The organism is uncultured Microbacterium sp., from assembly GCF_937927635.1.
Lineage (GTDB): Bacteria > Actinomycetota > Actinomycetes > Actinomycetales > Microbacteriaceae > Microbacterium.
In genome coordinates this window covers 75,350-88,904 of the sequence record NZ_CALBRW010000018.1, presented here as the reverse complement: position 1 = coordinate 88,904, position 13,555 = coordinate 75,350, and the positions used below count along the sequence as shown (strand labels likewise).

Here is a 13,555-nt window from a genome sequence, read left to right as displayed (position 1 = left end):
AGCCGCGCGAGAAGAGCCGCGCGAGAAGAGCAGCGCGAGAATTGCAGCGCGAGAATTGCACCGCGGGCAGAGAAGAACAGCGCGGGCGAATGTCCGCAGAAGGAGATCGAGATGGCACTTCCGCACGATGAGCTCTGGCCGCGGGCCGGAGCCTGGCCGGCTCCCGTCGAGGGGGAGAAGGCGGATGCCGTGCTGCTCGGGGTTCCCACCTGGCGCACCTCCATCTCGAAGACCGGCGCGCATGCCACGCCGGCCGCCATCCGCGAGGCGCTGCAGCGCTACAGCGCCACGCTCATGGGTGAGCCCGCCGTCGACCTCAACGAGGTGCTGCGGGTCGTCGACGCCGGTGACGTGCACGAACCCGACGGCGACGAGGGCATGCAGCGCACGGTGGAGCGGGTGCGGGCGCTCGCCGCAGACAACCGCCTGGTCATCGCGCTCGGCGGCGACAACTCGCTGACCTACCCGGTGGCCCGCGGCGCGGGAGCCGGGGGACTGATCACCATCGACGCGCACTACGACCTGCGCGACGGTGTCTCCAACGGCTCGCCCGTGCGCCGCCTCGTGCAGGATGCCCCGGACTCCGAGCGCATCGATCCGAAGAAGATCGTGCAGATCGGCATCGCCGACTTCGCGAACTCCGCCGCCTACGCGCAGCGCGCCTCGGAGTGGGGCATCCGCGTGATCACGATCGATGAGGTGCGCCGGCGCAGCAACTCCGACGTGGTGGCTGAGGCCCTGGAGGTCGCAGGCGCGGGATCCCGCATCCACCTGGACATCGACGTGGACTCCGCCGACCGCGCGGCCGTGCCCGGCTGCCCCGCCAGCGTGCCCGGCGGCTTCGCCGCCTGGGAGCTGCGCAGCCTCGTGCGCGGCATCGCGACCGATCCCCGGGTGGTCAGCGCCGACCTCGCCGAGGTGGACGCGACGGCGGATGCCGAGGACGGCCGCACCGTGCGCCTGGCGGCGCTGTGCGTGCTGGAGCTGCTGGCCGCGCTGAACGCGCGCTGAGCGGCCTCACACACTCCCGCCCATATGGCGCGAACGGCTCCGAATCGAGGGGATGAGGGGCGCAATGAGCCATATGGGCGGGCGTTCGGACCGCCCTTCGGCCTGTGGGCGCGGGTACCGTGGAGGCATGGCACGGATCCTGATCGTCGGCGGCCACGGCAAGGTCGCGCTTCTGCTCGCACGTGTGCTCGCCGACCGCGGCGACGAGGTCACCGCGATCATCCGTGATCCCGACCAATCGGACGACGTGCGCGCCGCCGGCGCTGAGCCGGTGGTCTTCGACATCGAGCACCAGGACCGCGCGGCGTTCGCCCGGGTCATCGCGGGGCACGATGCGGTGGTGTGGTCAGCCGGTGCCGGCGGCGGCTCGGCCCAGCGCACGCACGCCGTCGACTTCGAGGCCGCCGTGCGCTCCATGGATGCGGCCGGGGATGCCGGCGTCAGCCGCTACGTGATGGTGTCGTACTTCAATTCCTCGCCGCAGCACGGCATCCCCGCCGACGACCCGTTCCACGCCTACGCCGAGGCGAAGGCCGCCGCCGATGAGTACCTGCGCGCGACCACCCTGGACTGGACTGTGCTCGGGCCCAGCCGTCTCACCCTCGGTGAGGGCACCGGGCGCATCGATGCCGAGGCCGCAGCCTCGGCGGAGGTCTCCCGCGCCAACGTCGCCCTGGTCGTCGCGCAGGCGCTGCGCGAGCCCGCGACCATCCACCGCACCATCCGCTTCAACGACGGCGACACTCCAGTCGCCGAGGCGCTCGCGGGCTGAGAGCGGCGCTCGGCCCCTGACGGCGCTCAGCCGCTGACGGCGCTCAGCCCAGCGGGATCAGCGCGTGTGCGACGGCGAAGATCGCCACTCCCGCGAGCGCACCCACGACGGTGCCGTTGAGGCGGATGTACTGCAGGTCGCGACCCACCATGAGTTCGATCTTCTCGGTGGTCTCCGCGGCATCCCACTTCTCGACGGTGTCGGTGATGATCGAGGCGATGTCGTGCCGGTAGCGGTCCACGAGGAACACCGCGGCGTCGGTCACCCAGCCGTCCACGCGTGCCTGCAGCGCGGGTTCCGTTGCCAGCCGTGTGCCGATCTCGGCGACGGCGGATGCCGCGCGCCTGCGCAGCGCGCTCTGCGGATCGGCCAGCGCCTTCAGAAGCCCGTTCTTGGCGGTGTCCCACGCCTGGGCGGCCAGCGCGATCACCCGCGGGCTGTCGAACACCGCGGCTTTCGCGCCCTCGAACCGGTCGCCCATGGCGGGGTCGTGCTGCAGCCGGTCGGCCAGGCGAGTCAGGTAGCCGTCGAGCGCGAGCCGGGCCGGATGCCGCGGATCGGCCTGCACAGCCTGCACGAACTTCACGGCCTCGTGGTATACGGTCTCGTCGACGAACCGGTGTGCAAGCCTGGGCACCCAGCCCGGCAGGCGGCGGGAGACCAGGCCATTGAAGGTGTGGGCGTTGTTCACGAGCCACGTGCCGATGCTGTCCACGGCCAGGTCCACGGCGCCGTGATGGGCATCCGCCTCGACGATGCGTTCCAGCCAGCCGCCGGCCGACGGCGCCCAGTCCGGCTCGATGAGATGCTCGCGGGCGAGGTCGGCGATCAGACCCTGCACGTCCTCGTCGCTGAGCGCGCGCAGCACGGCGGATGCCGCCGTCGACGCCTCGGCGGTCACGCGCTCCGCATGCGCGGGGCCGCTCAGCCACTCGCCCAGCCGCTGCGCGAGGGCCGTGCGGGAGAGCTTGTCGCGCACGACCTCGCCGGAGAGGAAGTTGGTCTCCACGAACTCGCCCAGGGTGCGGCCGATCTCGTCCTTGCGGTGCGGGATGATCGCGGTGTGCGGGATGGGCAGGCCCAGCGGATGCCGGAACAGCGCCGTGACGGCGAACCAGTCCGCCAGCGCTCCGACCATGCCGCCCTCGGCGGCCGCGCGCACGTAGCTCAGCCACGGGTAGCGGTGCTCAAGGGCGAACGCGACCACGAACACCACGGCCATGAAGATCAGGGCGCCCAGCGCCACGGCCTTCATCCGCCGCAGGCCCCGCAGTCGCTCCTGGTCGGCGGGGGACAGCAGCGCCATGGGTGTTCGCGACATGGGGCCATCCTTTCACGCCGTCGTGGGCGTATCCTGTGTAGTACTGTCACTACTTCTTGTCGGGAGGTACAGGATGTTCACCATGACCGCGCGGGAGTTCAACCAGTCCGTGGCCAAGGCCCAGCGCGTCGCCGACGACGAGCCGGTGCTGGTCACGCGCCGCGGTGAGCCGGCGTACGTGCTGCTGAGCGTGGCGGAGTACGAGCGACTGAAGCCGGCGCAGCAGAAGGGCACCGGGCGTGCGCCTTACAGCCTGCTGGAGCTGCTGTCGCCGCCTGACGGAGTCGAGTTCGACGATGACGACGATTTCGATGACATCCTGACCGACATCCGCAAGAACACGCCTGACCGCCCGCCGTTCGAGTTCGACTGATGTACCTCCTGGATACGAACGTCATCTCAGAGCTGAGGCGTCGGCGGCGCGGCAATCCCCAGGCGCTGTCCTGGCTGGACGGGCTGGGTCCGGACGAGTGGTGGATCAGTGTCGTCACCGACTACGAGCTTGAGCTCGGGCTGGCGGGGAAGCGTCACACGGACCCCCGCCAGGCATCCTTCCTCGATGCGTGGCTGACGAAGATGCGCAGGACGTACGAGCCTCGGCTGCTTCCTGTGACGCATGAGATCGGCCGCATCTGCGCGGCGATCCAGGTGCCGGACCGCAGGCCGTTGCCCGACGCGTTGATCGCAGCCACCGCGCTGCACCACGACCTCACCCTCGTCACGCGCAACGTGAAGGATTTCGACGTGCCGGGGTTGCGGGTGCTCAATCCGTTCGCGGACGGGTGAGGACTGTCGGCCTTCCGTGATTCCTCCTGCACAAACAACCGTCCAGTGCGAGTTATCCACAGATTGAAAACAAGCTCTGATCTGGGGATGCAATGTCGGAGGCCCCCTGTTGAATGGAAGCATGACATCGCTTCCGGAGGTCCTGCAGAGCATCGCTCGGCAGCTCGCCGACGAGCGGGCGGGGGAGCATCCTGCTGCGGAGGCGACGCTGCTGGCGCCTGACGAGCAGATCGATGTGCTCCGCAGCATCGGGAAGCTTCAGCGACTGCTGGACGGCATCGTCGTCGACGTGGTCGACGACATCGAGTCCGAGGACGCGAGGCGAGCGCGGGCGAATCGGGTCACCGCACGCGCCGGATGCCGGAACACGTCCGAGCTGCTGCAGCGGGTCATGCTGATCGATGCGCCCGCTGCTCGGCGCTATGCGGACGCTGCGGATGCTGTGCACGAGGACATCGCGCTCGTGTCGGGCGAGCGGCTGCCCGGAGACTTCCCGGCTCTGTCCGCCGCGCTTCGTTCAGGCGAGATTTCGCTGGCCGGGTTCCTGGCGTGCGTGAGTCCGCTTCGCCGGGCTCGGTCACGGATCGCGCCCGAGGATCGCGCCGTGGCGGAAGCCGTTCTGGCTCGTGCGGCGGCGGGGCGCGATCTCGAGGACCGAAGCTCGGTCTCCGGCCCGGCCTCCGACGCGGGTGACGAGCGCGCACCCCGGCCCACGGTCGTCGAGCTGTCGGGGCTGACAGCGCACGTGCTGCTGCGGATCGATCCCGACGGGGCGCGTCCCGCGGATGACGCGGGTGAGCGCAACCGCGCCCTCACGATCGGCAGGATGCGCGATGGCGCGGTCCCGGTGCGCGGCGTTCTGCTCCCCGAGGTCGCGGCGACGCTGCAGCGGCTGATGGATGCCTACAACAACCCTCGCGTGCAGTTCGTCCCATCGCCTGAAGGCGGGATGCTGGACATCGAGGGGGATGCCGATGTGCCGCCGGTGTCCGCGGCAGACCTGCGCACGCCAGCGCAGAAGCGGCATGATGCGTTCGCGTCCGTCGTCGGCTCCGTGGCGGCTTCAGAGGGCGCGCCTCAGCTCGGCGGGGCGGCTCCGACGCTGGTCGTCTCGGTGGATGCTGCGGATCTCGCATCCGGTGCCGGTCGCGCGCACCTGCAGAGCACGGAATGGGACGTGTCGTTGAGCGTGGCCATGCACGCCGCCTGCGCGGGCGGTGTGCAGCGGGTGCTGTTCGACGACTCCGGGGCCATCATCGGCATCAGCACCAGCGGGCGCGTCTTCACGCCGCACCAGCGCAAGGCGATCGTGCTGCGCGATGGCGGATGCCTGATCCCGGGCTGCGACGTGCGCGGCGACTGGTGCGAGTTCCATCACGTGCAGGAGTGGGCTCGAGGCGGGCCGACGCACACCGACAACGGTGTCGCGCTGTGCTGGCACCACCACCGCACTCTCGAGACCTCGGGCTGGCGGATCAGGATGCGCGACGGCATCCCGGAGGTCCGCGGCCCGTCCTGGTGGGACCCGTACTGTCGCTGGCGATCGCCCCAGGACGGGTACCGGGCGGTGGATCGGGCACTCGCGGGAGCGCGGGGCTCCGCGCCGAGCGGGTGAAGGTGCGGCGGTGATGGCGCACGTGCAGTCGCGCCTGTGGGTTCGCTGGTCGGGCTCACCGGGGCATTGGCTACGCTCTCAGTGTGATCGAAGACATCAAGAAGCGTGCACTGCACCGCACCAGCATCCTCGAGGGTCAGCTGCGCGGCATCGCGCGGATGATCGAGAACGAGGAGTACTGCATGGACATCATCACGCAGTCCCGCGCCGTGCAGCGCTCACTGGAGTCCCTGAACCGCCTGCTGCTGGAGAACCACCTGCGCACTCACGTCACCACCATGTTCGAGCAGGGCGGCGACGAACGCGAGCAGGCCGTCGGCGAACTGCTGAAGGCGTTCGAGTTCGACCGCCGGTAGGACGACCCTTCGACAAGCTCAGGGACCCAGGTCATGGGTGTGAATCGGGCGCTGGGCCCGTCGGATCCTCGGCGGTCAGCCCTCCAGGGGGCCCAGCCACGCGCTCGCCGCGGTGGCGTGCGCGGACTCCGGGTCGGAGGGATGGAACTGCCCGGCCAGTACGTCGCGGTACAGCCGCGAGAGCTCGTTGGACGAGAAGTACGAGCCGCCGCCGGCCACCAGCATCGCCTCGTCCAGCACGTGCTTGGCCATCACCACCGCACGATGCTTCACTCCCGACAGCAGCGTGAACCAGTGCGATCCGTGGTCGCCCAGATCGTCGACATCCCGCGCCAGCGACGCGATCTGCGGAGGCAGGGCGTCGTAGGCCAGACCCATCCCTGCCACCCGCCAGCGGATGTCGGGGTCCTGGCTGTATGTCGTGCCGCTCTTCTTCGACCGGCGCTTCTTCGCCGTCTCGATCGCCAGGTCCAGTCCGCGACGGGCGATGCCGGTGTAGACCGACGCCAGCAGCAGCTCGAACACGCTGAAGATGCCGAACACGATCGGGTCGGGGTTGGGGCCGGGGTCGATCCGGCGCACGATGTGCTCCGGAGCCGCCACCGCGCCGTTCAGGCGGGTGGTGCGGCTCTGCGTGCCGCGCATGCCGAGCGTGTCCCAGTCGTCGCTGGTGACCACGGCATCCGTCCTGTCGACGAACGCGAACACGAGCTTCGGGGCGTCCGCGCTGGTGGTGTCCAGGCCGTGCAGGCCCAGCTTCGTCCACACCGGCGCCAGCGAGGTGAAGATCTTCGTGCCGGTGAAGGCGTATCCGCCGCCGGGCTGAGGCGCGGCATCCGTATCGCTGCCGAACAGCACCAGGTCATTGCCGCCCTCGCTGATGCCGAACGCGAAGACGTCGCCCGCGACGGCGCCGCGCTGCACGAACTCCAGCCCGGGCACGCCGCGGTCGCTGAACACCTTCGCGACACCGGTCCACACCAGGTGCATGTTGATCGCAAGAGCCGTGGCGGGGGAGGCCGTGGCCAGCCGCTGCTGCAGCAGCGCGGCCTGCTCGAGCCCGAGGCCCGCGCCACCGAGTTCGGCGGGCACGAGGATCGACAGATATCCGGCATCCTTCAGCTCGTCCAGGTCCTGCTGCGGGAACGTGTTCTCCCGATCGTGCGTGGCGGCGCGCTCGCGGATGCGCTCCAGCAGGTCGTCGGGGAGGAAGGCTGCTGCGTCGAAGGTGCTCACGCGCTCAGCCTATTCCGCTCGACCCTGCCGAAGGCGGGCGATCAGGGGCGGATGATCGGGATGGACAGCGTCTCCGTGTCGGGGTACGGGCTGGGGTCGCGGTGCCGCAGGTCGGGGAAGGCCCGGACGAAGACGATCGCGACCAGCAGCCCTGCGAACGCGAACAACGCCGCCGCCAGGTAGGCGCCGGTCGGCCCCTCCGCATCGATGAGCAGGCCGGCGACCGCAGAACCCGCCGCCGCCCCGATCAGCTGTCCGGTTCCGGCCCAGCCGAACGCCTCGGCGGTCTCGCTGAACTTCACGCTGGCCGTCGTGATGGCGAACAGCACGGCCAGCGCGGGGGCGACGCCGATGCCCGCGGCCAGCAGCGTGCCGCCGATCCAGAACGCGTTCAGGAAGAACATCGTCAGGCTCAGCCCGATCGTGACGATCAGCAGGCGCCGGGCCATCGCCCACGGTCCGATCGGGATGTGCCCGAACGCCAGGCCGCCGGCCAGGCTTCCGACGGAGAACACCGCCAGCACCAGGCCCGCCTCCAGGCCGCCGTGCCCGAAGGTGGCCACCACACCGACCTCGACAGCCGAGCACGCGCCGATCAGCAGGAACCCTATGACCGTCGCCAGCATCACCGGCGGCTTGAGAACCACCAGTCCGAACGCACGGCGACTGCGCGGGATGCGCACCCGGCCGACCTCGGGGGAGAGGATGAACCACGCGCCGCCGCCTGCGAGTATGGCCGCCACCATCAGCAGACCCGTCACCGTGCCGATCTGCGTGGAGACGAGCGTGATCAGCACCGGCGCGACGATCCAGATGATCTCCTGCAGTGACGCGTCCAGCGAGAACAGCGGGGTGAGCTGACCGGCGTTGACGAGCTTGGGATAGATGGTCCGGACGGCCGACTGCACGGGTGGTGTCGACAGGCCCGCCAGCAGCGCCAGCGCCATGTATCCGGCCATGCCCAGCGGCAGCAGCGCCAGGCCCAGGATGGCGAGGAAGCAGACGGCGGTGGTGAGGGTGAGCACCCGGCGCATTCCCCAGGCGCCCATCCAGCGGCTGGTGATGGGGCCGGCGACGGCCTGTCCGACCGAGGCTGCGGCCAGCACGATGCCCGCCGCACCGTACGACCCGGTCTGCTGCTCGACGTGCATGAGGATGGCCAGGCTCATCATGCCGTTGGGGAAGCGCGCCACCAGCTGCGCGGCGATCATGCGCCCGACGCCCGGTGTGCGAAGAAGGTCCCGATATCCCGCCACCAGAGAACCCTATCCGTCGGATGAGCCGGTGGGCGAGGGGTGCGAGGGACGCGCCTGAGGTGGCGGATGCTGCGACACGCCGCGACACGCCGCGACACGCCGAAGCGCGTTCTCCACAGGAAATCGGGTGTCGGTGGCACGGCGTAACGTCCGGCCTGTGGATGGATTCCCGAGGCGGCCCCGGAAGCCGCGAGAACACGCGCTTCTCGGGCCTTCGATCAGGCATCCGGGCTGTGGAAGGATCCGTGGACAAGCTGTGTTCAACCTAGGGAGAGCGGTGGAAAACTACATTGATGTAACTACTATCCCTAGTGGTCGGTCGCAATGTCCGTCCCCATATGTAGTATTGAAGTCCCGGCGGGGGGTCTGCCGGAGAACAGCTGAGATCTGAGGGGAAGAAGCCAGAAATCATGTCGATCACGGTTTACACGAAGCCTTCGTGCGTGCAGTGCAACGCCACCTACCGCGCACTCGATGCGAAGGGCATCGAGTACGAGGTCCACGACCTGTCGCAGGACGAGTCGGCCCTCGAGCAGGTCAAGGCGCTGGGCTACATGCAGGCACCCGTCGTCGTCACCGACGAGGGCCACTGGTCGGGCTTCCGTCCCGACAAGATCGACGAACTCGCAGCTCGTCTGGCGTGAGGTGACAGGCCATGAGCGCCGTAGCGACCGTCGCGCCGCTCCTGGTCTACTTCTCGAGCATCTCCGGTAACACCGCGCGATTCATCGAGAAGCTCGGACTTCCCGCCCGCCGCATCCCGCTGCACCGCAACGACGAACCGATCGTCGTGGACGAGCCCTACGTGCTCGTCACCCCCACCTACGGGGGCGGACAGGGGCGCGGCGAGGAGAGGGGAGCCGTTCCCAAGCAGGTGATCAAGTTCCTCAATGATGAGCACAACCGCAGCCTGATCCGCGGGGTCATCTCCGCTGGGAACACCAACTTCGGAGACTCCTTCTGTCTTGCCGGAGAGATCGTGAGCCGCAAGTGCAACGTGCCGCACTTGTACCGGCTGGAAGTATTCGGCACACCCGATGATGTCGATCGCGTCAGCGACGGATTGGAACGATGGTGGACAGCACAGTTGCAGAGCAGACCGTGACCGAGCAGGTGGAGTTCAAGGTCAACCCCGCGTACGAGGGGCTGGACTATCACGCCCTGAACGCGATGCTGAACCTGTACGACGCGAACGGCAAGATCCAGTTCGACGCCGACAAGCGCGCCGCGCGGGAGTACTTCCTGCAGCACGTGAACCAGAACACCGTGTTCTTCCACTCGCTGCGCGAGCGTCTGGACTACCTGGTGGAGAAGGAGTACTACGAGGGCGCGGTCATCGACCAGTACTCGTTCGACTTCGTGCAGAAGCTCAACGACTTCGCCTACTCGAAGAAGTTCCGCTTCGAGACGTTCCTCGGCGCGTTCAAGTACTACACCAGCTACACGCTGAAGACGTTCGACGGCAAGCGCTACCTGGAGCGCTTCGAGGACCGTGTCGTGATGACGGCCCTCGCCCTGGCCGAGGGCGACGAGCAGGTCGCGATGGACCTGGTCGACGAGATCATCTCCGGCCGCTTCCAGCCGGCCACCCCCACCTTCCTCAACGCTGGCAAGGCGCAGCGCGGCGAGCTCGTCAGCTGCTTCCTGTTGCGCATCGAGGACAACATGGAGTCGATCGCCCGCGGCATCAACTCCTCGCTGCAGCTTTCCAAGCGGGGTGGCGGCGTGGCGCTGCTGCTGAGCAACATCCGCGAGTCCGGCGCCCCGATCAAGCAGATCGAGAACCAGTCCTCCGGCATCATCCCCGTGATGAAGCTGCTGGAAGACAGCTTCAGCTACGCCAACCAGCTGGGCGCGCGTCAGGGCGCCGGTGCCGTGTACCTCTCGGCGCACCACCCCGACATCATGCGGTTCCTCGACACCAAGCGCGAGAACGCCGACGAGAAGATCCGCATCAAGACGCTGTCGCTGGGTGTCGTCGTGCCCGACATCACGTTCGACCTCGCCAAGAAGGGCGAGGACATGTACCTGTTCTCGCCGTACGACGTCGAGAAGGTCTACGGCGTGCCCTTCGGTGACATCTCCGTCACCGAGAAGTACTACGAGATGGTCGACGATGCGCGCATCAAGAAGACCAAGATCAACGCGCGCGAGTTCTTCACGACCCTCGCCGAGATCCAGTTCGAGTCGGGCTACCCGTACATCATGTTCGAGGACACGGTGAACAAGGCCAACCCGATCAAGGGTCGCATCAACATGTCCAACCTGTGCAGCGAGATCCTGCAGGTGAACACGCCGACCACGTACAGCACCGACCTGTCGTACGACCAGATCGGCAAGGACATCTCCTGCAACCTCGGTTCGATGAACATCGCGCTGGCGATGGATGCCGATGACCTGGGCAAGACGGTCGAGACCGCCATCCGCGCGCTGACCGCGGTGAGCACGCAGAGCCACATCAGCTCGGTGCGCTCCATCGAGGACGGTAACGACCGCTCGCACGCGATCGGCCTGGGACAGATGAACCTGCACGGCTACCTCGCTCGCGAGCACGTGCACTACGGCTCGGAAGAGGGCCTGGACTTCACGAACATCTACTTCTACACGGTGCTGTTCCACGCGCTGCGCGCCTCGAACCGGCTGGCCATCGAGCGCGGCGAGAGCTTCGATGGCTTCGCCGACTCCACCTACGCGTCGGGCGAGTTCTTCGACAAGTACATCGAGCGCGCCTGGGCCCCGGAGACGGAGAAGGTCAAGGAGCTGTTCGCCGGCAAGTTCATCCCGACTCAGCAGGACTGGGCCGAGCTGCGCGACAGCATCCGCGAGCACGGCATCTACAACCAGAACCTGCAGGCCGTCCCGCCGACGGGCTCCATCTCCTACATCAACAACTCGACCTCGTCGATCCACCCGATCGCCTCGAAGATCGAGATCCGCAAGGAGGGCAAGCTCGGTCGCGTGTACTACCCGGCGCCGTTCATGACGAACGACAACCTGGAGTACTACCAGGACGCGTACGAGATCGGCTACGAGAAGGTCATCGACACCTACGCCGCTGCGACGCAGCACGTCGACCAGGGCCTGTCGCTGACGCTGTTCTTCAAGGACACCGCCACCACGCGCGACATCAACAAGGCGCAGATCTACGCGTGGCGCAAGGGCATCAAGACCATCTACTACATCCGCCTGCGCCAGATGGCCCTCGAGGGGACCGACATGGCGGAGTGCGTCAGCTGCATGCTGTGACGCTCGGTCGCCCCGCGAGCGCAGCGAGACGAAACGCAGAATTCTTCAAGAACAGGACTATTCGAAATGACACCGTCGCCCAAACTTCAGCTGGTCAGCCATGTGGACGCGATCAACTGGAACCGCATCGAGGATGAGAAGGACCACGAGGTCTGGAACCGTCTGACGGGCAACTTCTGGCTGCCCGAGAAGGTGCCGCTGTCGAATGACGTGCAGTCGTGGAACACGCTCACCGAGGATGAGCAGCTGCTCACGATGCGCGTGTTCACCGGCCTCACCCTGCTCGACACGATCCAGGGCACCGTGGGCGCGGTCTCGCTGATCCCCGATGCGATCACCCCGCATGAGGAGGCGGTGTACACCAACATCGCGTTCATGGAGTCGGTGCACGCGAAGAGCTACTCGTCGATCTTCTCGACCCTCGCGTCGACGAAGGAGATCGACGAGGCGTTCCGCTGGTCGACCGAGAACCAGAACCTGCAGAAGAAGGCGCAGATCGTCCTCGAGTACTACCGCGGTGACGAGCCCCTCAAGCGCAAGGTGGCCTCCACGCTGCTGGAGTCGTTCCTGTTCTACTCCGGCTTCTACCTGCCGATGTACTTCTCCTCGCACGCCAAGCTGACGAACACGGCCGACCTGATCCGCCTGATCATCCGCGATGAGGCCGTGCACGGCTACTACATCGGCTACAAGTACCAGAAGGGCCTGGAGCAGATCTCGCAGGCCGAGCGCGACGAGCTGAAGGATTACACCTTCTCGCTGCTGTACGAGCTCTACGACAACGAGGTGCAGTACACGCAGTCGCTCTACGACAGCGTGGGACTGACCGAGGACGTCAAGAAGTTCCTGCACTACAACGCCAACAAGGCCCTGATGAACCTGGGCTACGAGGCGATGTTCCCTGCCACGGTCACCAACGTGAACCCGGCCATCCTGTCGGCCCTGTCGCCGAACGCCGACGAGAACCACGACTTCTTCTCGGGATCGGGCTCCTCGTACGTGATCGGCAAGGCCGAGGCCACCGAGGACGACGACTGGGACTTCTGAGTCACTGCCGAAACAGAACGGAGGGCGGATGCTGCGGCATCCGCCCTCCCGTCGTCTCCGCGACGTCAGCGCTCGCAAGCCTCGTAGTGGTACTGCTCGTCGTCGGGCGTGACGAGGTCATGGTCGCGCAGGATCATCACGGCGGGCCGGTCTGCGTCATCGCACGCCTTGCGGAACCCTGCAACACCCAGCTCGTCGGTGTACTCGATGTCGAGCACGACCGGGTAGACGTCGGTGTATGCGTCGCACTCCGAGAACTGCTCGCAGGACTCCGTGACGGCGAAGTCGTACCCGCGCGCGTGCAGCCGCGCCGACAGCTCGGCGGTGTTCTTCTGCGCGATCGCAAGACCCGCGTCGTGCGCCGCGCGCGCGTACTGCTCCGCGAGGGCGAGATTGTCCTTCGCCGTGAGCGCGCCACCCGAGCGGGAGAACGAGTCGAGGTTGTCGATCTCGACCGCGTCGAAGCCGGAGTCCCGGCATCCGCTGATCCAGCCGCCGACGATCTGCGCGAGCGCCGAGCGCTTCTGCGCGGTCGAGGTGTCGAACAGGTACTCGTCGGGCCATTCCGGATCGGCGACCGGCTCGCCGCCCTGCCGGAGCACGAGGTCGGGATGCTTCTTCGCGAACGCGGCGGAGTCGCCGGGCTGCGTCTGGAAGCCGTTCACATAGCAGATGTCGTAGCCGAGACCGGCGGGTTCCGTTGTGTGATCGCGCTCGACCACGGTGACGCCGCTGGGCGGCTCATACGCGCCGCCCAGCTGGTAGTCGAAGCCGGCATCCGTCGGCGGCGGGGTCGGGACGGGAGCGGATGCCGTGGCGCAGCCGGCCAGCAGTGCGGCGGTGAGAGCGACGCCCCCGAGTGCGAGGAGGGCTCGGCCTCCGACCTCGATCTCGTCGTTCACGCCTTCG

At 67.6% G+C, this 13,555-nt stretch carries 14 protein-coding genes; 10 read left to right on the top strand and 4 right to left on the bottom strand.

The genetic code is table 11. The annotated features are described in order from the left end of the window. Positions 1–111: 111 nt before the first annotated feature. Both Q0568_RS08795 and Q0568_RS08790 read left to right on the top strand, forming a co-directional pair. On the top strand, positions 112–1,011 hold the full coding sequence (locus tag Q0568_RS08795) for an agmatinase family protein (RefSeq protein ID WP_298865489.1): 900 nt from the start codon (positions 112–114) through the stop codon (positions 1,009–1,011). 127 nt (positions 1,012–1,138) lie between these two features. Continuing rightward, positions 1,139–1,783, top strand: coding sequence for an NAD(P)H-binding protein (locus tag Q0568_RS08790; protein ID WP_298865487.1), 645 nt, complete (start codon positions 1,139–1,141; stop codon positions 1,781–1,783). Positions 1,784–1,826: 43 nt separating this feature from the next. Here the strand turns inward: Q0568_RS08790 and Q0568_RS08785 are convergent, their stop codons facing one another. Next, the gene (locus Q0568_RS08785; protein WP_298865485.1) at positions 1,827–3,104 is read right to left on the bottom strand and encodes a DUF445 family protein; all 1,278 of its coding nucleotides are present in this window, start codon (positions 3,102–3,104) and stop codon (positions 1,827–1,829) included. Positions 3,105–3,186: 82 nt separating this feature from the next. Here Q0568_RS08785 and Q0568_RS08780 point away from each other — a divergent pair, with 82 nt between their 5' ends. The 4 genes from Q0568_RS08780 to Q0568_RS08765 all read left to right on the top strand — a co-directional run bounded on the left by Q0568_RS08780 (position 3,187) and on the right by Q0568_RS08765 (position 5,861). Then, positions 3,187–3,477, top strand: coding sequence for a type II toxin-antitoxin system prevent-host-death family antitoxin (locus Q0568_RS08780; protein ID WP_298865483.1), 291 nt, complete (start codon positions 3,187–3,189; stop codon positions 3,475–3,477). Next, positions 3,477–3,890: a type II toxin-antitoxin system VapC family toxin gene (locus Q0568_RS08775; RefSeq protein ID WP_298865481.1), complete on the top strand. Its 414-nt coding sequence runs from the start codon at positions 3,477–3,479 to the stop codon at positions 3,888–3,890. Before Q0568_RS08780 ends, Q0568_RS08775 begins: the two co-directional genes overlap by 1 nt. 121 nt (positions 3,891–4,011) lie before the next feature. After that, on the top strand, positions 4,012–5,505 hold the full coding sequence (locus tag Q0568_RS08770; RefSeq protein ID WP_298865479.1) for an HNH endonuclease signature motif containing protein: 1,494 nt from the start codon (positions 4,012–4,014) through the stop codon (positions 5,503–5,505). 83 nt (positions 5,506–5,588) lie between these two features. Beyond that, a complete protein-coding gene (locus Q0568_RS08765) occupies positions 5,589–5,861 on the top strand; it encodes a metal-sensitive transcriptional regulator (RefSeq protein WP_298865477.1) in 273 nt (90 codons plus the stop codon). Positions 5,862–5,936: 75 nt separating this feature from the next. Here the strand turns inward: Q0568_RS08765 and Q0568_RS08760 are convergent, their stop codons facing one another. Continuing rightward, entirely contained in the window at positions 5,937–7,097 is a 1,161-nt protein-coding gene (locus Q0568_RS08760; RefSeq protein ID WP_298865475.1) for an acyl-CoA dehydrogenase family protein, read from the bottom strand. A gap of 41 nt (positions 7,098–7,138) precedes the next feature. Continuing rightward, positions 7,139–8,353 carry an MFS transporter gene (locus Q0568_RS08755; RefSeq protein ID WP_298865473.1) on the bottom strand — a complete coding sequence of 405 codons (1,215 nt, stop codon included), beginning with the start codon at positions 8,351–8,353 and terminating at the stop codon, positions 7,139–7,141. A 410-nt stretch (positions 8,354–8,763) separates the two neighbouring features. On the opposite strand from Q0568_RS08755, the gene nrdH reads away from it, so the two are divergent. The 4 genes from nrdH (at position 8,764) to nrdF (ending at position 12,646) form a co-directional block, all read left to right on the top strand. After that, a complete protein-coding gene (gene nrdH, locus Q0568_RS08750) occupies positions 8,764–8,997 on the top strand; it encodes a glutaredoxin-like protein NrdH (protein WP_298865472.1) in 234 nt (77 codons plus the stop codon). 11 nt (positions 8,998–9,008) lie between these two features. Next, positions 9,009–9,458, top strand: coding sequence for a class Ib ribonucleoside-diphosphate reductase assembly flavoprotein NrdI (nrdI, locus tag Q0568_RS08745; protein ID WP_298865470.1), 450 nt, complete (start codon positions 9,009–9,011; stop codon positions 9,456–9,458). Beyond that, positions 9,425–11,599 (top strand): class 1b ribonucleoside-diphosphate reductase subunit alpha, encoded by a 2,175-nt coding sequence (gene nrdE, locus Q0568_RS08740; protein ID WP_298865467.1) that lies wholly within the window; start codon positions 9,425–9,427, stop codon positions 11,597–11,599. The genes nrdI and nrdE overlap by 34 nt, the downstream gene beginning before the upstream one ends. Positions 11,600–11,665: 66 nt before the next feature. Next, a complete protein-coding gene (gene nrdF, locus Q0568_RS08735; RefSeq protein ID WP_298865465.1) occupies positions 11,666–12,646 on the top strand; it encodes a class 1b ribonucleoside-diphosphate reductase subunit beta in 981 nt (326 codons plus the stop codon). A 65-nt stretch (positions 12,647–12,711) separates the two neighbouring features. On the opposite strand, the gene Q0568_RS08730 is transcribed toward nrdF, so the two are convergent. Continuing rightward, positions 12,712–13,548 carry an endo alpha-1,4 polygalactosaminidase gene (locus tag Q0568_RS08730; RefSeq protein WP_298865462.1) on the bottom strand — a complete coding sequence of 279 codons (837 nt, stop codon included), beginning with the start codon at positions 13,546–13,548 and terminating at the stop codon, positions 12,712–12,714. Positions 13,549–13,555: the final 7 nt, after the last annotated feature.

Coding starts and splice junctions, on each gene's coding strand:
- Q0568_RS08795 (WP_298865489.1), top strand. CDS start 112: ATGGCACTTCCGCACGATGAGCTCTGGCCGCGGGCCGGAGCCTGGCCG.
- Q0568_RS08790 (WP_298865487.1), top strand. CDS start 1,139: ATGGCACGGATCCTGATCGTCGGCGGCCACGGCAAGGTCGCGCTTCTG.
- Q0568_RS08785 (WP_298865485.1), bottom strand. CDS start 3,104: ATGTCGCGAACACCCATGGCGCTGCTGTCCCCCGCCGACCAGGAGCGA.
- Q0568_RS08780 (WP_298865483.1), top strand. CDS start 3,187: ATGACCGCGCGGGAGTTCAACCAGTCCGTGGCCAAGGCCCAGCGCGTC.
- Q0568_RS08775 (WP_298865481.1), top strand. CDS start 3,477: ATGTACCTCCTGGATACGAACGTCATCTCAGAGCTGAGGCGTCGGCGG.
- Q0568_RS08770 (WP_298865479.1), top strand. CDS start 4,012: ATGACATCGCTTCCGGAGGTCCTGCAGAGCATCGCTCGGCAGCTCGCC.
- nrdH (WP_298865472.1), top strand. CDS start 8,764: ATGTCGATCACGGTTTACACGAAGCCTTCGTGCGTGCAGTGCAACGCC.
- nrdI (WP_298865470.1), top strand. CDS start 9,009: ATGAGCGCCGTAGCGACCGTCGCGCCGCTCCTGGTCTACTTCTCGAGC.
- nrdE (WP_298865467.1), top strand. CDS start 9,425: ATGGTGGACAGCACAGTTGCAGAGCAGACCGTGACCGAGCAGGTGGAG.
- nrdF (WP_298865465.1), top strand. CDS start 11,666: ATGACACCGTCGCCCAAACTTCAGCTGGTCAGCCATGTGGACGCGATC.